This window comes from Mesorhizobium sp. B2-4-3 (assembly GCF_006442815.1).
Lineage (GTDB): Bacteria > Pseudomonadota > Alphaproteobacteria > Rhizobiales > Rhizobiaceae > Mesorhizobium.
This window is the reverse complement of sequence record NZ_VFVL01000012.1, coordinates 101,693-126,585: the sequence shown is the minus strand read 5'-3', so window position 1 is coordinate 126,585 and position 24,893 is coordinate 101,693. Positions and strand designations below refer to the sequence as shown.

Sequence of the window (24,893 nt, the reverse complement as noted above, 5' to 3'; positions counted from 1 at the left end):
CTTATTCCGCCGCCTGCTTGAAGCCGCTCTTGGCCAGCGCCGAGCATTCGGCCATCACGGCCGACGCCCGCGCGATCGGGTTTGTGAGATAGAAGTCCTTCACCGGTGAGGTGAAGGTGCCCTTGTTCAGGCGGCCGCCGAGCTTCGCCACCTTGGCGATGTCGTCGCCGCTGCCGGCCAGCACCTGGTCGATGCGGGCGAGATGCGGGAATTCGCCATAGAGCTTGGCGCGCAGCTGCGCCAGCGAATCGAAAGGCAGCTTCTTGCCGAGCACGTCGGAGAGCGCCCGCAGGATCGCCCAGTCCTCGCGCGCCTCGCCAGGGGCGAAGCCGGCGCGGTTGGTCTGCTGCACGCGACCTTCCGTGTTGACGTAGGTGCCGGACTTCTCGGTGTAGGCTGCGGCCGGCAGGATGACGTTGGCGCGGTGCGCGCCGGCGTCGCCATGCGTGCCGATATAGACGACGAAAGCGCCCCCGGTCCTGGCCATGTCGATCTCGTCGGCGCCGAGCAGGAAGAGCACATCGGTGTCGCCCAGCATGCCGGCGACGTCCTTGCCGCCCTCGCCCGGCACGAAGCCGACATCGAGGCCGCCGACTCTTGCCGCGGCGTTGTGGAGCACCGCAAAGCCGTTCCAGTCGGCGGTGACCGCGTTGACGGCGGCCGCGAGCTTCGCCGCCTGGCCGAGCACCGCGGCGCCGTCGGCGCGCGCCAGCGCGCCCTGGCCGACGACGATCAGCGGATGCGTGGCCTTGCTCAGCACCTCGAAGAACTTGCCGTTGCCGTCGGCCAGGCCCTTCAGGGATTCGGGGCCGGCGCCGATCAGCTCATAGTCATAGCGTGTATCGCCGATCTCGCCGATCACGCCGACCGGCAAATTGCCGACGCGCCAGCGCTTGCGGATGCGGGCATTGAGCACCGAGGCCTCGAAGCGCGGATTGGCGCCGATGATCAGCACCGCGTCGGCCTGCTCGATGCCTTCGATGGTCGGATTGAAGATGTAGCTGGCGCGGCCGAGCGACGGATCGAGCGCGGCACCATCCTGGCGGCAGTCGATGTTCTTCGAGCCGAGCGCCGCCATCAAAAGCTTGAGCGCGTAGATTTCCTCGACCGCCGCGAGGTCGCCGGCGATCGCGCCGATCCGCTCTGGCGCCGCCTTGCCCACCTCGTCCTTGATCGCGGCGAAGGCTTCCGCCCAGCTTGCCGGCGCCAGCTTGCCGTTCCTGCGCACATAGGGGCGGTCGAGGCGCTGCGTGCGCAGGCCGTCCCAGATGAAGCGGGTCTTGTCGGAGATCCACTCCTCGTTCACCGCCTCGTTGACGCGCGGCAGGATGCGCATCACTTCGCGCCCTCTGGAGTCGACGCGGATCGCCGAGCCGACGGCATCCATGACGTCGATCGATTCCGTCTTGGTCAGCTCCCACGGCCGCGCCTGGAACGCGAACGGCTTTGAGGTCAGCGCGCCGACCGGGCAAAGGTCTATGACATTGCCCTGCAGCTCGGAGGTCATCGCCTGTTCGAGATAGGTGGTGATCTCGGCATCCTCGCCGCGGCCGATCAGCCCGAGCTCGGAAATGCCTGCGACCTCGGTGGTGAAGCGGACGCAGCGCGTGCAATGGATGCAGCGGTTCATCACCGTCTTGACCAGCGGGCCGATATACTTGTCTTCGACCGCGCGCTTGTTTTCGTGATAGCGCGAGGAATCGACGCCGAAGGCCATCGCCTGGTCCTGCAGGTCGCATTCGCCGCCCTGGTCGCAGATCGGGCAATCGAGCGGATGATTGATCAGCAGGAATTCCATCACGCCTTCGCGGGCCTTCTTGACCATCGGCGTGTTGGTGAAGATTTCCGGAGGCTCGCCATTCGGGCCGGGGCGCAGGTCGCGCACGCCCATGGCGCAGGATGCCTGCGGCTTGGGCGGACCGCCCTTCACCTCGATCAGGCACATGCGGCAATTGCCGGCGATCGACAGCCGCTCGTGAAAGCAGAAGCGCGGCACTTCCGCGCCGGCGTCCTCGGCCGCCTGCAGCAGCGTGTAATGGTCGGGTACCGTGATCTCTTTCCCGTCGACCTTCAGCTTTGCCATTCGCCTCAAACCCTCGCGGATGTCCCGCAATCTCTATTTCCGGGCGCGGCTTGAACCGCGCCCGGTATTTCAATTCACTTCTTCGCGGCGAGCGCCGCCGCCTGTGCGGTCCAGTCGTCGCGGCCGATACGGCCGGCGAGCGACAGATAATCTTCCACCCAGGCGATCTCTTCAGACGTCCAGGCGGCGATCTGGCCATAGGTCCAGATGCCGAGACCATTGAGCACCTTCTCCAGCTTTGGTCCGATGCCCGAAATCGCCTTCAGGTTCGACGGCTTTGCCGGCTTGTCGACGGCCTTCGGCTGCCTGAAATCCTCCGGCATCAGCCCGGTCGCGGCCGGTTGCGCCACAATATCGGCCCCAGTCGCGTCGAGCGCCTTCTCGGTCGCGTTGGCCGCGATGTCGGTCACGTCCCTGGCGAAGGTCTGCGCCCTGGCGATCAGCGTCTCGGTCGCCTTGCGCGCCTTGGACGCGTTGGCGGCCGCTTGGTTCTGCGCCTCGAGATCGTCGAGGAACGGCTGGAACATGCGCTGCGAAGCTTCCAGCGCGCCGGTGAAGGCGCCCATCCACATGCCGACGGCATGGTTGGCGAGACCGATGCTGAGCGCCGACATCGCCGCGGCACCCGCGACCGGATGCGCCAGAAGGTTGACGGCGCTGGCCATCTCCTTCGGCATCATCTTGGTCAGGTCCTGGTTCATCTTCTCGAGTTGGTCCAAATCAGGCATGAACGGGTAGGCTATCGAATACGGCGACATAGATATCTCCTGGTCGTTTCTTCGCGTGCCCGCCCCTGCTGTCAGTCTTGGGCTTGCGCCCGTATTTCAAAGTCCTATTCCGCCGCCACCATCACCGGCTCGACCCGATGCGCGTTGCGCGAAAACTCGTCGATGCGGCGCTCCACCTCGCCGCGGAAATGCCGCATCAGGCCCTGGATCGGCCAGGCGGCCGCGTCGCCCAGCGCGCAGATCGTGTGACCCTCGACCTGCTTGGTGACGTCGAGCAGCATGTCGATCTCGCGCTTCTGCGCCTCGCCGCGCACCAGACGCTCCATCACCCGCCACATCCAGCCGGTGCCTTCGCGGCACGGCGTGCACTGGCCGCAGCTCTCATGCTTGTAGAAGTAGGAAAGCCTGGCGATCGCCTTCACGATATCCGTCGACTTGTCCATGACGATGACGGCCGCCGTGCCGAGGCCCGATTTCAGGTCGCGCAGCGCGTCGAAATCCATCGGCGCATCCATGATCTGCTCCGCCGGCACCAGCGGCACCGAAGCGCCGCCCGGAATGACCGCGAGCAGATTGTCCCAGCCGCCACGGATGCCGCCGCAATGCTCCTCGATCAGCTCGCGGAACGGGATCGACATCGCCTCTTCGAAAGTGCACGGATTGTTGACGTGGCCGGACACGCAGAACAGCTTGGTGCCGGCATTGTTCGGCCGGCCGAAGGACGAGAACCAGGCAGCGCCGCGGCGCAGGATGGTCGGCGCCACCGCGATCGACTCGACGTTGTTGACGGTGGTCGGGCAGCCGTAGAGGCCGACATTGGCCGGGAATGGCGGCTTCAGCCGCGGCTGGCCCTTCTTGCCTTCCAGGCTTTCGAGCAGCGCCGTCTCCTCGCCGCAGATATAGGCGCCGGCGCCGTGATGCATGTAGACTTCGAAGTCGTAGCCGGACGTGTTGTTCTTGCCGATGAGCTTGGCCGCGTAGGCCTCGTCGATGGCGCGCTGCAGCGCCTCGCGCTCGCGGATGAACTCGCCGCGCACATAGATGTAGGCGGCGATCGCGCCCATGGCGAAGCCGGCGACCAGCGCGCCCTCGACCAGCGTGTGCGGATCGTTGCGCAGGATGTCGCGGTCCTTGCAGGTACCGGGCTCGGATTCGTCGGCGTTGATGACGAGATAGCTCGGCCGGCCGTCGCTCTGCTTCGGCATGAACGACCATTTCAATCCGGTCGGGAAGCCGGCGCCGCCACGGCCGCGCAGGCCGGACGCCTTCATCTCGTTGACGATCCAGTCGCGCCCTTTGGCGATCAGGCCGGGCGTGTCGTCCCAGATGCCGCGCGACTGCGCCCCGGCCAACGACGTGTCGAAGAGGCCGTAGATGTTGGTGAAGATGCGGTCTTTGTCCTGAAGCATTTTTCGTCCCTCAGACCGGCTTCTTGCCGAAGACGCGGATGTATTCGGCGACGCCGCCCTTGGCGAGCGCCTTGGCCTGCTTCACCCAGTCGTCGCGATCGATGCGGCCGTGGAAGCTGAGATAGCCGTCGACCCATTCGCGCTCGGCCTTCTTCCAGGAGGCGACCTGCGCGAAGGTGTAGATGCCCAACGAATGCAGGGTGCCTTCGATCTTCGGGCCGACGCCGGAGATCAGCTTGAGATCGTCGACCGTTGCCGGGCGCTCGATGCCGGCGGGCCGGTTCTTGTCGTCGAGCGAAGGTTTCGCCGTCCTAGCGACAGGCTGCTTGGTTTCCGGCGCCTTGAAAGCCGTGGCCGGCTCGGCCTTTGTCTTCGGCCCGCTGCGCGGCTTGGAAACCGCCTCGACTTCCGGATCGGCCTGGTTGGCGTTGGCGGCCGAATGGCGCGGCGCCCTGACACTGGCGCCGTTCTCGGTGGCCGGGGCGACCTTGACCGGCGACGGCGTGTTGAGCGCCGGGCTGGTTTCAGCCGCATGGGTCTTCGGCTTGCTGGATTTGGACGGCGCAACCGGGCCCGAAGCGGCGGGCGCCGAAGCTGCTGGCGCAGCGGGTGCCGCCTGCGAGACGACGGCGGCAGGGGCAGCAGCCGGTGCCGCGGCGGCGGCATCCTTGGCAGCCTTCGCCGCCGCCTTGGCTTCCTTGTCGCGCGTCGACTTCAGGATCGCCTTTTCATTTGTCAGCGTCTTCAAGCCGCCGGCCGGCTCGGAACCATGGCGGCCGTTCTGCGGACCCGGCTTGACCTCGGCGCCCTTACCGGCGTCGTAGAGATCGATGATCTCGGCCAGCCGCTCGGGCGTCAAGTCCTCGAACGTGTCCTTGAAGATCATGACCATCGGCGCGTTGACGCAGGCGCCGAGGCATTCGACCTCCTCCCACGACAGCGTGCCCTTGTCGTTGGTGTGGAACTGGTCGTGATGGATTTTTGACCGGCAGACATCCATTAGCGCTTCCGAGCCGCGCAGCATGCAGGGCGTGGTGCCGCAGACCTGGATATGGGCGCGCGTGCCGACCGGATTGAGCTGGTACTGCGTGTAGAAGGTCGCGACCTCGAGGCCGCGGATGCGCGGCATGCCGAGCATGTCGGAGATCGTCTCGATCGCCGCCTTGGTGACCCAGCCTTCCTGCTCCTGCGCGATCATCAGCAGCGGGATGATGGCCGACTGCTCGCGCCCCTTCGGATATTTGGCGATCCACTGCTGCGCCGCCGCCGCGTTCGCCTTGTTGAAGGCGAAGGAAGCTGGCTGGACGCTGGCATCTGCGAGACGACGGACTGACATTAGCGATCGACCTCACCAAACACGATGTCGAGGGAGCCAAGCACGGCGGTGACGTCGGCCAGCATGTGGCCGCGGCACAGGAAATCCATGGCCTGCAGATGCGCGAAGCCTGGCGCGCGCAGCTTGCAGCGATAGGGCTTGTTGGTGCCGTCGGAGACCAGATAGACGCCGAATTCGCCCTTCGGCGCTTCGACGGCCGCATAGACCTCGCCGGCCGGCACGCGATAACCCTCGGTATAGAGCTTGAAGTGATGGATCAGCGCTTCCATCGACCGCTTCATCGCCTGGCGCTTCGGCGGCACCACCTTGCCGTCGAGGTTCGACACCGGGCCGGCGCGTTCCTTGCCGAGCAGGAGATCGATGCACTGGCGCATGATCCTGGCCGACTGGCGCATCTCTTCCATGCGCACCAGGTAACGGTCGTAGCAATCGCCGTTCTTGCCGATCGGGATGTCGAAATCCATCTCGGAATAGCATTCATAGGGCTGCGATTTGCGCAGGTCCCAGGCGGCGCCCGAGCCGCGCACCATCACGCCCGAAAAGCCCCAGGCCCAGGCGTCGGCCAGCGACACGATGCCGATATCGACATTGCGCTGCTTGAAGATGCGGTTGCCGGTCAAAAGCGCATCGAGATCGTCGATCGACTTCAGGAACGGATCGATCCACTTGCCGATATCCTCGACCAGCTTCTGCGGCAGGTCCTGGTGCACGCCGCCCGGCCGGAAATAGGCTGCATGCATGCGCGAGCCGGAGGCGCGTTCGTAGAACACCATCAGCTTTTCGCGCTCGACGAAACCCCACAGCGGCGGCGTCAGCGCGCCGACATCCATCGCCTGTGTCGTCACATTGAGGATGTGCGACATGATGCGGCCCATCTCGGAATAGAGCACGCGGATCAGCTGACCGCGCTTCGGCACCTCGATGCCGAGCAGGCGCTCGGCTGCGAGAGCGAAGGCATGCTCCTGGTTCATCGGCGCGCAATAGTCGAGCCGGTCGAGATAAGGCACGGCCTGCAGGTAGGTCTTGGCCTCGATCAGCTTCTCGGTGCCGCGGTGAAGCAGCCCGATATGCGGATCGACGCGGTCGACCACCTCGCCGTCCAGCTCGAGAACCAACCTCAAAACACCGTGCGCCGCAGGGTGTTGAGGTCCGAAATTAATATTGAAATTGCGGACGGAAGTTTCGGCCATTACTGCTTTGCCTTCTCATCCCCCGGCAGCACATAGTCGGTGCCTTCCCAGGGGGAAAGAAAATCGAAATTTCTGAATTCCTGCTTTAATTCCACCGGCTCGTAGATGACCCGCTTGGCCTCGTCGTCGTAGCGCACCTCGACAAACCCGGTCAGCGGGAAATCCTTGCGCAGCGGATGGCCCTCGAAACCATAGTCGGTGAGAATGCGGCGCAGGTCTGGATGGCCCGAAAACAGCACGCCGTAAAGGTCGTAGGTCTCGCGCTCGAACCAGTCGGCACCGGGATAGACGCCGGTCAGCGACGGCACCAGCGTTTCCTCGTCGGCCTGGACCTTGAGGCGGATGCGCACATTCTGCTTCGGCGACAGAAGGTGGTAGACGACATCGAAGCGTCTGGCGCGCGACGGGTAATCCGCTCCGCAGACGTCGATGATCGAGATGAACTGGCAGCGCGGATCGTCGCGCAGGAAGGTCGCTACCTCGATCAGGTTGCCCGGTTCGACCGAAACCGTGAACTCGCCATAGGCAAGCACGGCTTCGCCGATGCGGCCGGAGAGCTTCTCGCCAAGATAGGTGGAGAGTTCGTTCAACGCCTGGGTCATCGGCTCACCGTTCGATCGTGCCGGTGCGGCGGATCTTCTTCTGCAGAAGGAGAATGCCGTAGAGCAGCGCTTCGGCGCTCGGCGGGCAGCCGGGCACATAGATGTCGACCGGCACGACGCGGTCGCAGCCGCGCACCACCGAATAGGAATAGTGGTAATAGCCGCCGCCATTGGCGCAGGAGCCCATCGAGATGACGTAGCGCGGCTCCGGCATCTGGTCGTAGACCTTGCGCAGCGCCGGCGCCATCTTGTTGGTCAGCGTGCCGGCGACGATCATGATGTCGGACTGGCGCGGCGACGCGCGCGGCGCGACGCCGAAACGCTCCGAGTCATAGCGCGGCATCGAGGTGTGGATCATCTCGACCGCGCAGCAGGCGAGGCCGAAGGTCATGAACATCAGCGAGCCGCTGCGCGCCCAGGTGATCAGCGCTTCGGTCGAGGTGACAAGGAAGCCCTTGTCGGCCAGTTCATTGTTGATTTCGAGGAAGAAGGGATCGTCCTCCCCCATCGGCCTGCCGGTGTTGGGGTCGATGATGCCCTTGGGCTTCGGCGCGACGAGGGTGCCTGAACTGTCGTTCAATCCCATTCCAGCGCTCCTTTTTTCCATTCATAGGCAAAGCCGATGGTCAGCACCGCCAAAAACACCATCATCGACCAGAAGCCGAGCATGCCGACCTTGGAGAAGGAGACCGCCCACGGGAACAGGAAGGCGACCTCGAGATCGAAGATGATGAACAGGATCGACACCAGGTAGAAGCGGATGTCGAATTTCATGCGGGCGTCGTCAAACGAGTTGAAGCCGCATTCATAGGCGGAAAGCTTTTCCGGGTCGGGATTGCGGTAGGCCACCAGGAACGGCGCTATGAGCAGCGCAAGGCCGACGACCAGCGCCACGGCGATGAACAGGACGATCGGCAGGTATGAACTCAGGAGTGCGCTCATGCGGCGGCTTTCCTTAGGCGGGCAGTTCACTTTGATTACAGCAACGGACTCTAATGCGGAAGCGTGACAGTTTAACCGCTGAACCGTTTTAAGGGGCCCATGCTGCAACGCGGCGAGGGTTAGCGCAGCGGTTTCGGTGACGCAAGTCAAACCTTGTTCAAATCGCGGCCCTGGACGCCTTATCGGAAGAAACTGGTCCGATCCGCTCCTGTTTGATTTCCTTCGCTTATTACTCCACTTTTCTCTCCTGACATATCTCCCGCCATTTGCCTGCTAGCATCGCAGGAATCACCGGCTAAAAATCCAACGGACGATCGGGGCAAGGACCTGATGAAGGACAAGATTTCGCTGGCCATGGCGAGGCGCATTGCGCTCGCAGCACAGGGGTTCAACGACCCTAGGCCCGGTGGCGTTCCGGATCGCCGCCATCTCGCGCGCGTGCTGTCGCGAACCGGCTTGTTGCAGATCGATTCCGTCAGCGCGGTTGTGCGCGCGCATTATATGCCGCTCTATTCTCGCCTCGGCCCCTACCCGCTTGCGCTGCTCGACAACGCCGCGGTCGGCCGCAAGCGCGCGGTCTTTGAATATTGGGCGCATGAGGCGTCGTTCCTGCCTGTCGAGACCTACCCTTTGATGCGCTGGCGCATGCTGCGCGCCGAGCAGGGCGACGAGATGTATCTCGGTCTGGCGAAATGGGGCCGGGAGCGCAAGGCGATGATCGACGAGATCTATGCGCAGGTCGCCGAACGCGGCCCGATCGCCGCGTCCGACATCGAAGGCCACAAGGGCAATGGCGGCTGGTGGGGCTGGAGCGAGGCCAAGCACGCCTTCGAATGGCTGTTCTGGGCCGGCCGCATCACCACCGCCTACCGGCGCGGCTTCGAACGCTATTATGACCTGCCCGAGCGCGTTTTGCCGCAGGCTGTCCTCGACCTGCCAATACCCTCGGTCGAGGATGCGCATCGCGAATTGCTGCGCATCTCGGCCCGCGCCCATGGCATCGCCACCTATGGCGACCTTCGCGACTATTTTCGTCTCGCGCCGGGCGATACGAAAGACCGCATCGAGAACCTGGTCGAAGCGGGCGAACTGCTGCCTGTGAAGGTCGAGAGCTGGGACAAGACCGCCTATCTCCACAAGGACGCCCGCTTTCCGCGTCGGATAGAGGCCCGCGCCCTGCTCGCCCCCTTCGATCCCGTCGTCTTCGAGCGCACCCGGACGGAAAAACTCTTCGGCTTCCGCTACCGCATCGAGATCTACACGACGTCCGAAAAGCGCCAATACGGCTACTACGTGCTGCCCTTCCTGCTTGGCGACCGCATCGTCGCCCGTGTCGATCTGAGAGCCGATCGGCCGGCGAGCGTGCTGCGCGTCCACGCCGCCTATGCCGAGGCCGGTGCTCCCGCCGAAACGGCGGCCCAGCTTCTCGAGGAGTTGAAGCAGATGCAAGGCTGGCTCGGCCTGGAGGCGATCGAAGTGACGCCGGCCGGCGACCTCGGACCGGCGCTGGCCGACATCGCGGTGTCGTAGCTGCGCGTTGACAGGCACCCGGCCGTAAGCCTAAATCCGCCGCAGACGGTCTTCTCCCGGCAAAGGGAGGAGCCAAGAGGGAATGCGGTGCGGGTCAAAAACCCAAATCCGCGGCTGTCCCCGCAACTGTAAGCGACGAGCCCCGGCCGAAAACCACTGGGATGTTCCCGGGAAGGCGGCATTCAAGGCGACGACTCGCGAGCCAGGAGACCTGCCGTCTGAGACTTTAAGTATCCGAATGCCCGGCGGGTTTTCCGGGCAAGGAGCCTGGTTTTGGATCGCAACGGCAGTTTCCCGGCAAATAGTGCGGATATTTCGTCCGAGCCCGACGCGCTAGCCGGCGTGACCGTCATCGTCTGCTCCTCTTGCCGCGACGAGACCGGGTCCGATGCCCATCCGCGCGCCGGCGCCTTGTTGGCCGAAGACGCGCGCCGGGCTGCTTCCGGCGAAAAGATCAACATCCGTACCGTCGAATGCCTCGGCAACTGCAAGCGCCGGCTGAGCGCCGCGCTGCTGCGCGACGGCTGCTGGAGCTACGTTTTCGGCGACCTGGAGACCACCAGCGGCGCCGACCTCATCGCCGGCGCGAAACTCTTCGCCACCTCGACCGACGGCCTGATCCCCTGGCGCGGCCGGCCCGATTCCCTCAAGCGCGGCCTAGTTGCCCGCATCCCTCCTCTCGACATGCTGAAGGACTGACCATGAACGCATCCGTTTCCCGTGTTCCCTGCACCGTCGTCACCGGCTTCCTCGGCGCCGGCAAGACGACGCTGATCCGCAACCTGCTCGAGAACGCCAAGGGCAAGCGGCTGGCGATTATCGTCAACGAGTTCGGCGATGTCGGCATCGACGGCGAGATTCTCAAAGGCTGCGGCGTCGACTCCTGTCCAGAAGAAAACATCGTCGAGCTTGCCAATGGCTGCATCTGCTGCACCGTCGCCGACGATTTCGTGCCGGCGCTCGACCAGATCCTGTCGCTCAACCCCAAGGTCGACCACATCCTGATCGAGACTTCCGGCCTCGCTTTGCCGAAGCCGCTCGTCCAAGCCTTTCAGTGGCCGACGGTGAAGAGCCGCGTGACGGTCGATGGCGTCATTGCCGTGGTCGACGGTCCGGCGCTGGCCGACGGCCGTGTCGCTTCCGACATGGTTGCCCTCCAGGCGCAGCGCGCCGCGGACGTGACGCTCGACCATGACGATCCGGTCGAAGAGGTGTTCGAGGACCAGATCGCGTGCGCAGACCTGATCATCCTGTCGAAGAGCGATTTGATGGACGCGGCGGGCTCCGCCCGCGCCAACGCCGTCATCGGCGAGCATGTCGCGCGCGCCGTCAAGGTCGTGCCGACAACTCAGGGCAAGGTCGATCCGTCGGTGCTGCTCGGCCTTGGCCTTGCGGTGGAGGACGACATCGAGAACCGCAAGACCCATCACGACGATGAGCTCGACCATGAGCATGACGATTTCGATTCTTTCGTCCTCGACATCCCCGCGATTTCCAACCCGGATGAGCTGGCCAAGCGCGTCGCCCTTGCCGCCGAGCAGGAAAATGTGTTGCGCGTCAAAGGCTTCGTCGAGGTCGGCGGCAAGCCGATGCGCCTCCTGCTCCAGGCCGTCGGCCCGCGCGTCAACCACTATTACGACCGCGCCTGGACGGCCGAGGACGATCGCCGCTCGCGGCTGGTCGTCATCGGTCTCAAGGGGCTGAACCGCCCGGCGATCGAGCGTATCCTCGCCGGCTGAGGCTAACACCAAAAAGCGATGCATATCCTCACCACCACATCCGCTTCGCTCGACGATCTCGCCGAGCCGGTCGACCTCAGGCAGACCCCTGCGGATGTCGTGGCGCTGTCCTTCACCGACAGCGACCTCGCCGGTCTGGCCGCCGCCTGGAAGGCCGATGCCGCGCGGCTGCCCTCGATGCGGCTGGCGGCCCTTCGCGACCTTCGCCATCCGATGTCGGTAGACCTGTGGATCGACAGCGTCGCCCGCCACGCCAGGGTCGTCCTGGTGCGCATCCTCGGCGGCTATGAGTGGTGGCGTTACGGCTGCGACCAGCTCGCGGCGGTCGCGCGCGAGCGCGGCATCAAGCTGGCGCTGCTGCCCGGCGAGAGCCATGACGAGGACCAGCGGCTGATCGAGGCTTCCACGCTGCCGCGCCCCGAGCTCGACGCGCTGCTCGGCTATTTCCGCGAGGGCGGGCCGGCCAATATGAGCGCGCTGGTGCAAAGGCTGGCGCGGCTGGCTGGGACAGATGCGGCCGTGGCTGACGCGGTCAGTGTGCCGAAGGCGGGATTCTATCAGCCGGGCCTGGGAGTTATCGACAAGCCAGCGCTATCCAAGGCTGGCGATCCGACGGAACTCGACGTCGACAATATCGGCGCCCCCGTTATCCCAATTCTCTTCTATCGCTCCATGCTGCTCGCCGCAGATGTCGCGCCCATCGATGCGCTCGTTGCCGCCTTGCGCTCGCAAGGCATGGCGCCAATACCCATCTTCGTCTCCAGCCTCAAAGACGCGGCATCCCTGGCCTTCGTTGAAGCCGCCCTCACCTCGCTGAACCCCGCCGCCATCGTCACCGCCACGGCCTTCGCCTCCGGCGCCGAACCCGGCGCCGAAACCCTGTTCGACCGCGCCGGCGTTCCGGTGTTCCAGGTCATCGTCGCCACCACCCGGCGCGAGGTCTGGGAGAAGAACCAGCGCGGCCTGCCGCCCGCCGATCTCGCCATGCATGTCGTATTGCCCGAGCTCGACGGCCGCATCCTCGCCGGCGCGATCTCGTTCAAGGGCGAGGTCGAAACCGATCCGGCGCTTGCCTTCCGCGCCTTCGCCAACCGGCCGGAGGCCGATCGCGTCGAGCAGGTCGGCAGACGCATCGCCGCGTTTATCCGCCTGCAGCGGACCGAGCGGGCCGAGCGCAAGCTTGCCATCCTGATCCCGGATTATCCGAGCGCGCCTGGACGGACCGGCTATGCCGTCGGGCTTGATGTGCCGTCGAGTGTGCTTGCGATGCTGCATGACCTGAAGGAACAGGGCTATGCGGTTGAAGCGATTCCGCTATCGCCGCGGGGATTGCTGGATGTGTTGGAGGTTGGTGGGCTTGGCCTTGCCTTGACGGATTATCTCGCCCTTTCGGCAGATCTGCCGGAGGTAGCGCGCGATGCAGTAGAGGCTGTGTGGGGCAAGGCAGAACGGATAGGTTGGCGCGAGGCACCCCCCTCTGTCCTGCCGGACATCTCCCCCGCAAGGGGGGAGATTGATCTGTCGCGACCGCTTTCGCCAATTGTCGGAGTTGCAGGAATGGCACCTTCGCCGGAACTGCCAATCTCCCCCCTTGCGGGGGAGATGTCCGGTAGGACAGAGGGGGGTGTTCAAGCGCCAACCTCAAAATTCCCCTTCCGCGCCGCAACCTTCGGCAACGTCACCGTGGCGCTGGCCCCTGACCGCGGCCGCTCGGCCGACCGCCGCGCCGACTACCACGACCCGACGCTGCCCCCGCGCCACGAGTTGATCGCCTTCGGCCTCTGGCTGCAGAAATCGCTCGGCGCGCATGCCATCATCCATGTCGGCGCGCATGGCACGCTCGAATGGCTGCCGGGCAAGACGGTGGCGCTCTCCGACGCCTGCTTCCCCGAGATCGTCACTGGATCGCTGCCGGTCATCTACCCCTTCATCGTCTCCAATCCAGGCGAGGCGGCGCAGGCCAAGCGCCGCATCTCGGCCGTCACGCTCGGCCATCTGCCGCCGCCGCTGACCGGCGCCGGCCTCGACGAGGGCCAACAGAAGCTCGAAAGGCTGGTCGACGAATATGCCCAGGCCGACGGCCTCGACCGCCGCCGCCGCGACCGTCTGGCTAGGCTGATCGTCGAGACGGCGCAAAAGACTGGCCTCGCCTCCGAAGCCGGCGTTGCCGGCACAGACGCTCCGGACGAAGCGCTGCGCCGCATCGACGCCTGGCTTTGCGACCTCAAGGATTTCGCCGTCAAGGACGGGCTGCATGTCTATGGCCGCGCGCCGGAGGACGAAGCCGATCCACTGCGCCGGCAAAGCGCCGAAGCCGAGAAGTCTGCCCTGCTCGCCGCGCTCGATGGCCGCCACATCAAGGCAGGTCCCGCCGGCGCGCCGGCGCGCGGCCGCTCCGACGTGCTGCCCACCGGCCGCAACCTCTTCACCTCCGATCCGCGCACCATGCCGACGCCGACCGCTTATGATCTCGGCCAGGCGGCAGCAGAGGAAGTGGTGCGCAGCTATATGCAGAGTCACGGCGACTGGCCGCGCTCGCTGGTCATCGACCTTTGGGGCTCGGCCTCCTTGCGCACCGGCGGCGAGGAGATCGCGCAAGGCTTGGCGCTGATGGGCTGCCGGCCGCAATGGGATGCCGCCACCGGCCGCGTCACCGGCATCGAGGTGCTGCCGCCGGCCGCGCTCGGCCGCCCGCGCGTCGACGTCACCTGGCGCATTTCCGGCCTGTTCCGCGACATGTTTCCGACCCAGATCGCGCTGATCGACGCCGCCGCCAACGCCGTCGCCAGCCGCGACGAGGACGATACTGAGAACCCGCTTGCCGCGGCGACGCGCGCTCTGGGGAAGATCGGCCCGCGCATTTTCGGCACCTCGCCCGGCACCTATGGCGCCGGCGTCGAGGACCTTCTGTCGCGCGGCGAATGGGGGGCGCGCGAGGAGATCGGCCGCGCCTATCTCGATGCCACATCGCACGCCTATGGCGGCGCCGACGGCGAAGCGATCTCGGCGCCCGGCGCTTTCGAGGGACGGATCGCCGAAGCCGATCTCCTCGTCCATACCGGCGACGATCCGGGCCGCGACATCCTCGAAGGTTCGGCCGATGTCGCCTTCATCGGCGGGTTTTCGGCCGCCCTTGCAGCACTTGGCAGGAATGCCGACGTCATCGTGCTCGACACCACCGACCCGAACAAGCCAAAACCGCGTTCGGTCGGCGAAGCCGTGTCCCGCGTCGTGCGGGCCCGCGCCGTCAACCCGCGCTTCATCGCCGGCCAGATGCGCCACGGCCCGCGCGGCGCCTCGGAATTCGCCGAAACGGTCGACCGTCTGGTCGGCTTCGCCGAGACCACGCATGCCATTTCAGGCGCGCTGATCGAGGCGGTGCACGACGCCTATGTTGGCGACCCGGACGTCCGCGCGTTCATCCTGCGCGAGAACCCGGCGGCGGCCAAGGTCATCGCGGAGCGGTTCCTCGCCGCGCGGCGACGCGGACTTTGGCATCCGCTCAGGAATTCCATCGACGACGATCTGGCCGCGCTGATTGCCGAGGCCCAGGCAGGCGGGGTGGCGGCATGAACGCCTTCTCGCGCCGCGGTGCCTGCCCTGCGCTGAGCGCGCCGATGCAGACCGGCGACGGGCTGCTCGTGCGGCTCGACCCGGTCGCTGGAGGAATTTCGCCGAAGTCGCTGATCGGGCTCAGCGAATCCGCTCTGCGCCACGGCAACGGCATCATGGAAGTGACCGCGCGCGGCAGCCTGCAGATACGCGGTTTGACAGCCGAAAGCGCGCGGCTGCTGGCGGCGGAGGTGGATGCGCTGGGGATCGAGGTGCGGACGGGAGTGCCGGTCGAGACGGCGCCGCTTGCGGGTATCGACCCGGAAGAGATCGCCGATCCGCGCCCAATGGCGGAGCGGATCAGGGCGGCGATCGAGGAGGCCGAGCTGACGGCGAGGCTGGGACCGAAGGTGTCGGTGGTTGTCGACGGCGGCGGACAGCTGACGATGGATGCCGTGACGGCTGACGTGAGGCTGAAGGCGGTGCGGACCGGCACTAGCGTCCAGTGGAGCGTATCGATTGCCGGCGACGCACGGAGTGCAAAGCCACTCGCGACAGTCGATGAAGATGCCGCCCGCGACATTGTCGTCGCGGCTCTCAGGATGGTCGCTGAAAAAGGGCGCGAGGCGCACACCCGGGATCTGTCGGAGCGGCAATTAGCGTCTCTCGCAGGCTGGCATTCCTTCGCGCCCCCCTCTGTCCTGCCGGACATCTCCCCCACAAGGGGGGAGATTAGCCGTTTCAACGCCGGCTCCCTCTCGGCAGCGAACCCTCATGTTTCAACGCCCGCGATCGGCGGAGTCGTCGGCGGTAGGTCGATCTCCCCCCTTGTGGGGGAGATGTCCGGCGGGACAGAGGGGGGCGCCGTAGAACGCCCTCGCTCGCCGATTGGCCTTTTCGACGTTGATAAAGGCATAGCCCTCGGCATCGCCCTGCCCTTCGGCAGCATGCCGGCGCAGTCCCTCATCGAACTCGCCACCCAAGCCTCAAACCTCGGCGCGACCGAAATCCGCCTCGCCCCAGGCCGCGCCTTGTTGTTCCTCGGCCTCTCCATCCCCTCCTCCCTGCAGACCTCCGCCGCGACCCTCGGCTTCGTCACCGACCCCACGGACCCACGCATCCGCATCGCCGCCTGCCCCGGCACGCCGGCTTGCGCGTCCGGCCGCATCGCCACGCGCGCCATCGCCGAGATGATCGCAAAGCAAAGCCCCGACCTCCTCGACGCCTCGCTTACCCTCCACGTTTCCGGCTGCGCCAAGGGCTGCGCGCATCCCGGCACGGCGGCACTGACCCTGGTCGGCGACGAAAACGGAGCCGGACTTGTCGTGGACGGGACGGCAAAGGCCCTTCCTGCCGCGTACAGGCCGGGCTATGACGCCGCGCGCGGGGTCGCCGGCATCCTTGCCGCCATGCGCGCGCAAAGACATCAGGGCGAAACCGTCGCTGCCTGCCTGGCAAGGCTTGGCGCTGCCGGCCTCGCCGAACTCTATCGACGGAACCAGTGAATGGCCGCCTACGACTATATCCATGACGGGATGGCGATCTACGAGCGCTCTTTCGCCATCATCCGCGCCGAGGCGGACCTGTCGCGCTTCTCCGAGGCGGAAGCCGATGTCGCGATCCGCATGATCCATGCCTGCGGCCAGGTCGAAGCAGTTAGCCATTTCGTCTTCTCCGGCGATTTCGTCGCCGCGGCGCGCACCGCGCTTGCCGCCGGCGCCCCGATTTTCTGCGATGCCGAGATGGTGGCGCACGGCGTCACCCGTGCGCGTCTGCCCGCCGGCAACGAGGTGACCTGCACGCTGCGCGACCCGCGCACGCATGACATCGCCAGGGAAATCGGCAACACCCGCTCGGCCGCCGCGATCGACCTTTGGGGAAATCGCATGGCCGGATCGGTCGTCGCCATCGGCAACGCGCCGACCGCGCTCTTCTATCTGCTTGAAAAGCTGCGCGACGGCGCGCCGAAGCCGGCCGCGATCATCGGCATGCCGGTAGGTTTCGTCGGTGCCGCCGAATCCAAGGATGCGCTGGCCGAGAATTCCTATGGCGTGCCCTACGCCATCGTGCGCGGCAGGCTGGGCGGCAGCGCCATGACCGCCGCCGCGCTCAATTCCTTGGCGAGGCCCGGCCTGTGAACGCGATCATGAAAGGCCGTCTTGTCGGCGTCGGCACCGGCCCGGGCGACCCCGAACTGCTGACGCTGAAAGCGGCGCGCGCGCTGGCCGAGGCCGACGTCGTCGCCTATTTCGCCAAGCGCGGCAACAACAGCAATGCCCGCGCCATCGTCGAGGCGCGCTTCCGGCCGGACATGATCGAGCTGCCGCTGCTCTATCCGGTGACGACCGAGATCGACAAGGACCATGACGACTACCGCACGCAGATCGCCGATTTCTACGAGCAGTCGGCCGACAAGGTCGCCGAGCATCTTGGCGCCGGCAGGATGGTGGCCGTGCTGTCGGAAGGCGATCCGCTGTTCTACGGCTCCTACATGCATCTGCATGTGCGCCTCGCGCACCGCTTCCCGACCGAGGTCATCCCCGGCATCACCGCCATGTCCGGCTGTTGGTCCGCCACTGGCCTGCCGATCGTCCAGGGCGACGATGTGCTGACCGTGCTGCCGGGCACGATGAGTGAGTTCGAGCTGACCCGCCGCCTCGCCGACACCGATGCCGCGGTGATCATGAAGGTCGGCCGCAACCTGCCGAAAATCCGCCGCGCGCTGGAAGCGGCCGGCAAGCTGGCGAAAGCCGTCTATGTCGAGCGCGGCACGATGCCGGGCAGCGTCTCGATGCGGCTCGCCGAAAAGCCCGACGACAAGGCGCCCTATTTCGCCATCGTGCTGGTCGCGGGCTGGTCGGCGCGCCCCGGAGCCAAAGCATGAGCGGCCGCCTCACCGTCATCGGCCTCGGGCCCGGCAACGCCGACCAAGTCACGCCGCAGGCTGCCAATGCCGTCGCCGAGGCTTCCTTCTTCTATGGCTACAAGCCCTATCTCGACCGGCTGGAGCTGCGGTCGGACCAGACTCGCATCGCTTCCGACAACCGCGAGGAGCTTGCCCGCTCCAACGAAGCGCTGGCCAAGGCGGCCGAGGGCCATAGCGTCGCCGTCGTTTCAGGCGGCGATCCCGGCGTCTTTGCCATGGCCGCGGCCGTCTGCGAGGCGATTGAGGCGGGCCCGCAGGAATGGCGAGCCATCGACCTCGCGGTCGTACCCGGCGTCACCGCCATGCTTGCGGTCGCCGCTCGCATCGGCGCGCCGCTCGGCCACGATTTCTGCGCCATCTCGCTGTCCGACAATCTGAAGCCTTGGGACCTGATCGAGTTGCGCCTGCTGGCGGCGGCCGGGGCCGGCTTCGTCATCGCGCTCTACAACCCGATCAGCAAGGCTCGCCCCTGGCAGCTCGGCCGCGCCTTCGAATGCCTGAAGGCGATCCTGCCTGGCACCACGCCGGTGATCTTCGGGCGCGCCGCCGGGCGGCCCGACGAGCGCATCGAGGTTTTCCTGCTGGCGGACGCCGATGCGGAAAAGGCCGACATGGCGACCTGCATCATCATCGGCTCGCCCGAGACCCGCATCATCAAGCGCGGCGAAAAACCCGCGCTGGTCTACACGCCGCGTTCGGCAACGGGGCCGAAAAGATGATCGACTTTTCCCGCCAGCGCATCGACGGTCCCGGCCGAGGAAACGTCCGGCAGCGCTGGCCGGCTGACCATGACCACTTCGATGCCAAGCGCCCGCGCAGCGGCGATCTTGCCGTAGGTCGCCTCGCCGCCGCTGTTCTTGGAGACGACCGCGTCGATGGCGTATTTTTCGAGCAACGCCCTTTCGTCCGCTTCCGGAAACGGTCCGCGCGCCAGCAGGTAAAGCGCATCGGGCACGCCAAGCTTCGGCTCGATCGGGTCGACGCTGCGGATGATATAGCGGTGCTGCGGAGCGGCTTCGAAGCCGCCGGCCTCCTGTCGGCCGATCGCGAGGAAAACGCGGCGCGGCGTCGTGCCGAGGGCACTTGCCGCCTCGGCGACGTCGTCGACCAGCATCCAGCGGTCGCCTGCGACCGGCTCCCAGCCGGGGCGACGCAGCGCAAGGATCCGCACGCCGGACCGCTTGGCCGCCTCGGCGGCATTGGCCGAGATACGGGCGGCGTATGGATGCGTGGCGTCGATCAGCAGATCGATACGTTCCTCGCGAAGATGAGCGGCCAATCCCTCCGCGCCGCCGAAGCCGCCGACACGCACCGGCACGCCTTGCGCGACCGGGCTTTCGGTGCGGCCGGCAAGCGACAGCGTGACCGAGAAATCCTCGCGACGGGCGAGCTTTCCCGCCAGTTGCCGGGCTTCCGTCGTGCCGCCGAGGATCAGGATACGGTGGGTCATCATGCCTGCTAAGGGTCCGCGCGCCGCCAAGCCAGCCTCAAAATGGCTGACCGTCGTCGGCATCGGCGAGGACGGTGTAGCGGGTCTCGGCGACGAGGCCAAGCAGCGGATTGCCGAGGCTGAAGTCGTGTTCGGCGGCAAGCGGCATCTTGCGCTGGTCGCATCCCTGGCCAAGGGCGAGGCGCGCTCATGGCCGACGCCCTTCGATGCCGAAATGCGCGACGTGCTGGCGCTCAAGGGCAAGAAAATCTGCGTGCTCGCGTCCGGCGACCCGTTCTTCCACGGTGTCGGCGTCACGCTGGCGCGCAAGGTCAGGCCGGATGAGATGCTCGTCCTCCCGGCGCCCTCGTCTCTGTCGCTCGCGGCATCGCGCCTCGGCTGGGCCTTGCAGGACGTCGAGACTGTCTCGCTGCACGGCCATCCCATCGATCTGATCCGGCCCCTGCTCCAATCCGGCGCGCGCATCCTGGCGCTTACCTCCGACGCCGACGCGCCGGCTGCGATCGCCGGGCTGCTCGACGAACTCGGTTTCGGCCCGTCGCGGCTGACGGTTCTCGAAGCGCTCGGTGGCGCCGATGAGGCGCTTCGAACCTCCCGCGCCGATGCCTTCGATCTCAAAAACATCAACCCGCTCAATGTGCTGGCGCTCGAAATTGAATCGACACCGGATGCGCGCGTCCTGCCCTTGACCGCCGGCCTCGCCGACCATCTGTTCGAGCATGACGGCCAGATCACCAAGCGCGAGATCCGCGCCATCACGCTGTCGGCGCTGGCGCCACGCCGTGGCGAGCTGTTGTGGGATATCGGCGCCGGTTCCGGCTCGATCGGCGTCGAATGGATGCTGGCGCATTCCTCGCTGCGCGCCATCGCCATCGAAGCCGACGGCGAGCGCGCCGCCCGCATCCACCGCAACGCCGCGCATTGCGGCGTGCCCGGCCTCGTCGTGATCGAGGGCGCCGCGCCGAAGGCGCTGGCAAAATTGGAGACACCCGATGCCATCTTTATCGGTGGCGGCGGCAGCGATGCCGGCGTGCTGGAGAAGGCGATCAAGGCGCTCCGTCCCGGCGGCCGGCTGGTCGCCAATGCGGTGACGCTGGAGATGGAGGCGCTGCTGCTCGGCCAGCACAACAGGCGTGGCGGCGATCTCACCCGCATCGCGCTCTCGCGCGCGGCGCCCGTCGGCTCGATGCAGGCATGGCGTCCGGCCATGCCGGTCACGCAGTGGAGCTGGGTCAAGCCATGATGGTCGCGGGCATCGGCAGCCGCAAAGGCGTGAGCGTCGAAGAAGTGCTGGCGACGATCGAGACCGCGCTCGAAGCGCATGGCCTGACCCTAACGGCATTGTCCGCCTTGGCGACAACCGAATTCAAACGTAACGAAGAAGCCATTTTTGCCGCCGGTCGTAGGCTCAGCCTCCCGGTGATAGTGGTGGATGCCGCTGGCTCCGAACCACCGCTCCCCCTCACCCAGCCTCCGCCTCGCTCGGCTGACCTCTCCCCGGGGGGAGAGGAGGCTGCCAGCGCTGGCGCCAGTCTCTTCTCCCCACCGGGGAGAAGGTGGCCCGAAGGGCCGGATGAGGGGGCGGCCTCACGCAACCTTTCGCAAGAACTCGCCGGCACACCGTCGGTTTCGGAGGCGTCGGCCCTCGCGGTTGCCGGGGCCGGCGCGAGACTGCTCGGGCCCCGCACGGTGCTTGGCCCGGTCACCTGCGCCATCGCCATCAGCGGAGAGGCGCCATGACCGTCCATTTCATCGGCGCCGGTCCAGGTGCGGCCGATCTCATCACGCTGCGCGGCGCCCGGCTGCTCGCATCCTGCCCGGTCTGCCTCCATGCCGGCTCGATCGTCGCGCCGGAGCTGCTCGAGCATTGCGCGCCCGGCACCAAGCTGATCGATACCGCGCCGATGTCGCTCGACGAGATCGAGGCTGAGTATGTCGCCGCCCACAAGGCCGGCCAGGATGTAGCGCGGCTGCATTCCGGCGATCTCTCGGTCTGGAGCGCGGTGGCCGAACAGATCAGGCGGCTGGAAAAACACGGCATCCTCTACACGTTGACGCCCGGCGTCCCTTCCTTCGCGGCAGCCGCGGCGGCACTCCGCCGCGAGCTCACCATTCCCGAGCTGGCGCAGAGCCTGGTGCTGACCCGCGTCTCCGGCCGCGCCTCGAAAATGCCGCCGGGCGAAACGCTTGCCGGCTTCGGCCGTACCGGCGCCACGCTTGCCATTCATCTTGCCATCCATGCCATCGACCGCATCGTTGCCGATTTGACGCCGCTTTACGGCGCCGAATGTCCGGTCGCGCTCGTCTTCCGCGCCTCCTGGCCGGACGAGCGCATCTTGACCGGCACGCTTGGCACCATCGAGGCGCAGCTGGCGAAAAACCCGATGGAACGCACGGCGATCATCTTTGTCGGCAGCGCGCTTGCCGCGCAGGATTTCGGCGAAAGCTCATTGTACGACGCCCACTACCAGCGGCGGTTTCGCGGACGGGACGGATTGTGAACGGCAGCGCCAATACAAACGGACGGGCAACGGTGGAGCAGGCGCTGGCGCGGCTGAATTTCAAGCCGCGTGAGTTGGAGCCTGGCCATGTCTGGCTGGCCGGCGCCGGCCCCGGCGATCCCGGCTGCCTGACGCTGGAAGTGCTGGCGGCGCTCGGGCAATGCGACGCGCTGGTCTATGACGCGCTGGTCTCGCCAGATGTCGTGGCGGTAGCCCAGGGCGCCGAGCTTTTCTACGCCGGAAAACGCGGTGGCCAGCCCTCGATGAAGCAGGACGACATCAACGCCCTTCTCGTGCGGCTGGCGCGCGAAGGCCGCCGTGTCGTGCGGCTCAAGGGCGGCGACCCCTACATTTTCGGCCGCGGCGGCGAAGAGGCCTTGGCGCTCGCGGGCGAAACCATTCCGTTCCGGGTGCTTTCCGGCCTGACCTCCGGTCTCAGCGCATTGGCAGCCACCGGCATTCCCGCCACCATGCGCGGCATCAACAAGGCCGTCATCCTCGCCACCGGCCACGCGGCCGGCACGGATGACGACATCGACTGGGCGGCGATCGCCCGCACCGGCCAGCCGGTTGTCGTCTATATGGGCATGGCCAACCTGCCGGTGATCGCGGCAAAGCTGATCGAGGGCGGCCTCGCGCCGTCGACACCCGCGGCTGTGATCGTCGCCGCGACCACCCCGCAGGAGCGCATCGTCGTCGCCACGCTCGCCACCATCGCCGGCGAAGCCGCGGCCGCCGGGCTCGCCTCACCGGCGCTGATCGTGGTCGGCGGCATCGTCGCCATGCGCGCGGCACTGGCGGGCGGCGCATGACGGCGCGCGCAATCATCATCGGCGCGCCGCGCTCCGGGTCGGGCAAGACCAGCGTCACCATCGGCCTGCTGCGCGCGCTTGCCCGGCGCGGCCTGAAAGTGCGCGGCGCGAAGTCCGGGCCGGACTATATCGACCCGGGCTTCCACACCGCCGCCACCGGCCTGTCCGGCGTCAACCTCGACAGCTGGGCGATGTCGCCTTCCCTGCTCAACGCGCTGGCGGCCCAAGCCGCGGACGACGCCGAATACATCATCCTCGAAAGCGCGATGGGCCTGTTCGACGGCATCCCCGCGCCGGAGGGCCGTTCGGGCTCGGCCGCCGATCTTGCCCGGCTCTACGGCTTGCCTGTGCTTTTGGTGCTCGACGTTTCCGGGCAATCGACCACGGCGGCGGCCGTGGCCAAGGGTTTTGCCACCTACGATCCCGATGTGCGCATGGCCGGCGTCGTGCTCAACCGGCTCGGCAGCGAACGCCATCGCCGCCTGTCCGGCGACGCGATCGAGGCGATCGGTCTGCCCGTGGTCGGCGCCATCCTGCGCGATCCGACGCTCAACCTGCCGGAGCGGCATCTCGGCCTCGTCCAGGCCGGCGAATACGAGAACCTGATGGCGCATCTCGACCGGCTGGCCGACATGGTCGAGAAGTCGCTCGACATCGACGCCATCCTGGCGCTGGCGACCCCACTGGAGCCGGCAGCCGGCGACTTCGCCGATGCCTTGCAACCGCCGGCGCAGCGCATCGCGCTGGCAGAGGATGCCGCTTTCAGCTTCCTCTATCCGCATGTCGCCACGCATTGGCGCAAGGCCGGCGCCGAGATCGTGCCTTTCTCGCCGCTCGCCGACGAGGCACCGTCGCAGGACTGCGACGTCTGCTGGCTGCCCGGCGGCTATCCCGAACTGCATGCCGGGAAGCTCGCCGCCGCGACGAACTTCCGGGCGGGAATGGCGCGCTTCGCGGCGACGAAGCCGGTTCACGGCGAGTGCGGCGGCTTCATGGTGCTGGGCGAAGTGCTGGAGGATGCGGAGGGCGAGAGTCACAGGATGCTCGGCCTGCTTGGCCATTCGACCAGCTTCGCCAGACGCAAGATGAATCTCGGCTACCGCGAGGCGCGGCTGCGCGTCGCCTGCCCGTTGGGGCCACAGGGCACGCTGATCCGCGGTCACGAATTCCACTACGCGCAGATGCTTGCTGCCGGCAATGACGAGCCGCTGGCCGATCTCGCCGACGGCCAAGGCAACTCGCTCGGCGCCTCCGGCTACCGGCGCGGCCATGTCAGCGGCACCTTCTTCCATGCCATAGCGAGGGGCGCATGAGCGGTCCTTCCGCACCGAAGCAATTGCTCGACGATATCGGCCTCAGCCTCGTCTTCTTCACCCGGCTGCGGCTGCCATCGAGCGATTTCGGCGGCCGCAGCCTTGCCGACGCGATCTGGGCGGCGCCCTTTGCCGGTCTCGCGGTGGCCATCATCGGCGCGCTCGTCTACGCCATCGCCACAGTTCTCGGCCTCGCCAGCGGGCCGGCCGCGGCGCTCACGCTCGCCGCGACGATGCTCGTCACCGGCTGCCTGCACGAGGACGGGCTTTCCGACATCGCCGACGGTTTTGGTGGCGGCAGGACGCGCGACAGGAAACTGGAGATCATGCGCGACAGCCGCATCGGCGCCTATGGCGCGGCGGCACTCGGTGTCTCGCTGCTCATCCGCTGGAGCGCGCTGTCCGAGCTGACCGGTGCCGGCCACGTCGTCCTGGCGCTGCTTGCCGCGCATGCGGCCTCGCGCGGCCTGTTCGGCGCCTTCATGCATCTTCTGCCGCCGGCCCGAGCCGACGGTCTGTCCGCCAATGCGGGCTCGGTCACGACCGAGACCGCCTTTGTCGGCGCGGCTCTCGGCGCGGTGGCGCTGCTGGCGCTCGGCCTTGGCGGCGCGATAGCAGCACTCATCCTGCTCGGCCTGATCTTCATGGCCTTCCGCGCGCTTTGCCTCAGCCAGATCGGCGGCCAGACCGGCGACACGATCGGCGCGCTGCAGCAGTTCGGCGAGATCGCCGTGCTGCTCGTCGCATCCGTTTGCCTTTCCTGATTCTCTTTCGGAGACC

Annotated in this window: 23 protein-coding genes and 1 riboswitch; of the genes, 14 read left to right on the top strand and 9 right to left on the bottom strand. The window is 66.7% G+C overall.

Annotated features, from left to right (window positions below):
- Position 1: 1 nt before the first annotated feature.
- The 8 genes from nuoG to FJ956_RS14435 all read right to left on the bottom strand — a co-directional run bounded on the left by nuoG (position 2) and on the right by FJ956_RS14435 (position 8,290).
- Positions 2 to 2,083: an NADH-quinone oxidoreductase subunit NuoG gene (gene nuoG, locus FJ956_RS14470; protein ID WP_140683777.1), complete on the bottom strand. Its 2,082-nt coding sequence runs from the start codon at positions 2,081 to 2,083 to the stop codon at positions 2 to 4.
- 74 nt (positions 2,084 to 2,157) lie between these two features.
- Positions 2,158 to 2,841: an NADH-ubiquinone dehydrogenase gene (locus FJ956_RS14465; RefSeq protein ID WP_140683775.1), complete on the bottom strand. Its 684-nt coding sequence runs from the start codon at positions 2,839 to 2,841 to the stop codon at positions 2,158 to 2,160.
- Between the two features lie 74 nt (positions 2,842 to 2,915).
- Entirely contained in the window at positions 2,916 to 4,220 is a 1,305-nt protein-coding gene (nuoF, locus tag FJ956_RS14460) for an NADH-quinone oxidoreductase subunit NuoF (protein WP_140683773.1), read from the bottom strand.
- A gap of 10 nt (positions 4,221 to 4,230) precedes the next feature.
- Positions 4,231 to 5,556, bottom strand: a complete 1,326-nt coding sequence (locus FJ956_RS14455; protein WP_140683771.1) for an NADH-quinone oxidoreductase subunit E — start codon at positions 5,554 to 5,556, stop codon at positions 4,231 to 4,233.
- On the bottom strand, positions 5,556 to 6,746 hold the full coding sequence (locus tag FJ956_RS14450; RefSeq protein WP_140683768.1) for an NADH-quinone oxidoreductase subunit D: 1,191 nt from the start codon (positions 6,744 to 6,746) through the stop codon (positions 5,556 to 5,558). The genes FJ956_RS14455 and FJ956_RS14450 overlap by 1 nt, the downstream gene beginning before the upstream one ends.
- Entirely contained in the window at positions 6,746 to 7,348 is a 603-nt protein-coding gene (locus tag FJ956_RS14445) for an NADH-quinone oxidoreductase subunit C (RefSeq protein WP_140683766.1), read from the bottom strand. The genes FJ956_RS14450 and FJ956_RS14445 overlap by 1 nt, the downstream gene beginning before the upstream one ends.
- Before the next feature lie 4 nt (positions 7,349 to 7,352).
- Complete coding sequence (locus FJ956_RS14440; protein WP_140683764.1) at positions 7,353 to 7,934, bottom strand: NADH-quinone oxidoreductase subunit B; 582 nt, start codon at positions 7,932 to 7,934, stop codon at positions 7,353 to 7,355.
- Positions 7,925 to 8,290 carry an NADH-quinone oxidoreductase subunit A gene (locus FJ956_RS14435; protein WP_140644309.1) on the bottom strand — a complete coding sequence of 122 codons (366 nt, stop codon included), beginning with the start codon at positions 8,288 to 8,290 and terminating at the stop codon, positions 7,925 to 7,927. Before FJ956_RS14435 ends, FJ956_RS14440 begins: the two co-directional genes overlap by 10 nt.
- 330 nt (positions 8,291 to 8,620) lie before the next feature.
- Between FJ956_RS14435 and FJ956_RS14430 the strand changes: the two genes are divergently transcribed.
- The 8 genes from FJ956_RS14430 to FJ956_RS14395 all read left to right on the top strand — a co-directional run bounded on the left by FJ956_RS14430 (position 8,621) and on the right by FJ956_RS14395 (position 18,756).
- Positions 8,621 to 9,820: a winged helix-turn-helix domain-containing protein gene (locus tag FJ956_RS14430; protein WP_140781974.1), complete on the top strand. Its 1,200-nt coding sequence runs from the start codon at positions 8,621 to 8,623 to the stop codon at positions 9,818 to 9,820.
- Positions 9,821 to 9,849: 29 nt separating this feature from the next.
- A riboswitch (cobalamin riboswitch) is annotated at positions 9,850 to 10,054 on the top strand.
- A gap of 39 nt (positions 10,055 to 10,093) precedes the next feature.
- On the top strand, positions 10,094 to 10,519 hold the full coding sequence (locus tag FJ956_RS14425; RefSeq protein ID WP_140674427.1) for a DUF1636 family protein: 426 nt from the start codon (positions 10,094 to 10,096) through the stop codon (positions 10,517 to 10,519).
- 2 nt (positions 10,520 to 10,521) lie between these two features.
- A complete protein-coding gene (gene cobW, locus FJ956_RS14420; RefSeq protein WP_140674429.1) occupies positions 10,522 to 11,559 on the top strand; it encodes a cobalamin biosynthesis protein CobW in 1,038 nt (345 codons plus the stop codon).
- Between the two features lie 18 nt (positions 11,560 to 11,577).
- Positions 11,578 to 15,132 (top strand): cobaltochelatase subunit CobN, encoded by a 3,555-nt coding sequence (locus FJ956_RS14415; protein WP_140674431.1) that lies wholly within the window; start codon positions 11,578 to 11,580, stop codon positions 15,130 to 15,132.
- A complete protein-coding gene (gene cobG, locus FJ956_RS14410; RefSeq protein WP_140674433.1) occupies positions 15,129 to 16,616 on the top strand; it encodes a precorrin-3B synthase in 1,488 nt (495 codons plus the stop codon). The genes FJ956_RS14415 and cobG overlap by 4 nt, the downstream gene beginning before the upstream one ends.
- Positions 16,617 to 17,249 carry a precorrin-8X methylmutase gene (locus tag FJ956_RS14405; RefSeq protein ID WP_140674435.1) on the top strand — a complete coding sequence of 211 codons (633 nt, stop codon included), beginning with the start codon at positions 16,617 to 16,619 and terminating at the stop codon, positions 17,247 to 17,249. It abuts the gene before it with no gap.
- Positions 17,246 to 17,995, top strand: coding sequence for a precorrin-2 C(20)-methyltransferase (locus FJ956_RS14400; protein WP_140674437.1), 750 nt, complete (start codon positions 17,246 to 17,248; stop codon positions 17,993 to 17,995). The genes FJ956_RS14405 and FJ956_RS14400 overlap by 4 nt, the downstream gene beginning before the upstream one ends.
- Entirely contained in the window at positions 17,992 to 18,756 is a 765-nt protein-coding gene (locus tag FJ956_RS14395; protein WP_140674439.1) for a precorrin-3B C(17)-methyltransferase, read from the top strand. Before FJ956_RS14400 ends, FJ956_RS14395 begins: the two co-directional genes overlap by 4 nt.
- Here FJ956_RS14395 and FJ956_RS14390 read toward each other — a convergent pair.
- Complete coding sequence (locus tag FJ956_RS14390) at positions 18,720 to 19,487, bottom strand: cobalt-precorrin-6A reductase (protein WP_140674852.1); 768 nt, start codon at positions 19,485 to 19,487, stop codon at positions 18,720 to 18,722. The genes FJ956_RS14395 and FJ956_RS14390 overlap by 37 nt on opposite strands.
- 1 nt (position 19,488) lies before the next feature.
- On the opposite strand from FJ956_RS14390, the gene cbiE reads away from it, so the two are divergent.
- From cbiE to cobS, 6 genes are read left to right on the top strand one after another with little or no spacing between them, the layout of a single operon-like run.
- Positions 19,489 to 20,730 (top strand): precorrin-6y C5,15-methyltransferase (decarboxylating) subunit CbiE, encoded by a 1,242-nt coding sequence (cbiE, locus tag FJ956_RS14385; protein ID WP_140674441.1) that lies wholly within the window; start codon positions 19,489 to 19,491, stop codon positions 20,728 to 20,730.
- A complete protein-coding gene (locus tag FJ956_RS30860) occupies positions 20,727 to 21,227 on the top strand; it encodes a cobalamin biosynthesis protein (protein WP_246672009.1) in 501 nt (166 codons plus the stop codon). Before cbiE ends, FJ956_RS30860 begins: the two co-directional genes overlap by 4 nt.
- Entirely contained in the window at positions 21,224 to 21,988 is a 765-nt protein-coding gene (gene cobM, locus FJ956_RS14370) for a precorrin-4 C(11)-methyltransferase (RefSeq protein ID WP_140674443.1), read from the top strand. The genes FJ956_RS30860 and cobM overlap by 4 nt, the downstream gene beginning before the upstream one ends.
- Positions 21,985 to 22,800, top strand: coding sequence for a uroporphyrinogen-III C-methyltransferase (gene cobA, locus FJ956_RS14365; protein ID WP_140674445.1), 816 nt, complete (start codon positions 21,985 to 21,987; stop codon positions 22,798 to 22,800). Before cobM ends, cobA begins: the two co-directional genes overlap by 4 nt.
- On the top strand, positions 22,797 to 24,113 hold the full coding sequence (locus FJ956_RS14360; RefSeq protein WP_140674447.1) for a cobyrinate a,c-diamide synthase: 1,317 nt from the start codon (positions 22,797 to 22,799) through the stop codon (positions 24,111 to 24,113). Before cobA ends, FJ956_RS14360 begins: the two co-directional genes overlap by 4 nt.
- On the top strand, positions 24,110 to 24,877 hold the full coding sequence (cobS, locus tag FJ956_RS14355) for an adenosylcobinamide-GDP ribazoletransferase (protein WP_140674449.1): 768 nt from the start codon (positions 24,110 to 24,112) through the stop codon (positions 24,875 to 24,877). Before FJ956_RS14360 ends, cobS begins: the two co-directional genes overlap by 4 nt.
- The last annotated feature ends 16 nt before the right edge of the window (positions 24,878 to 24,893 follow it).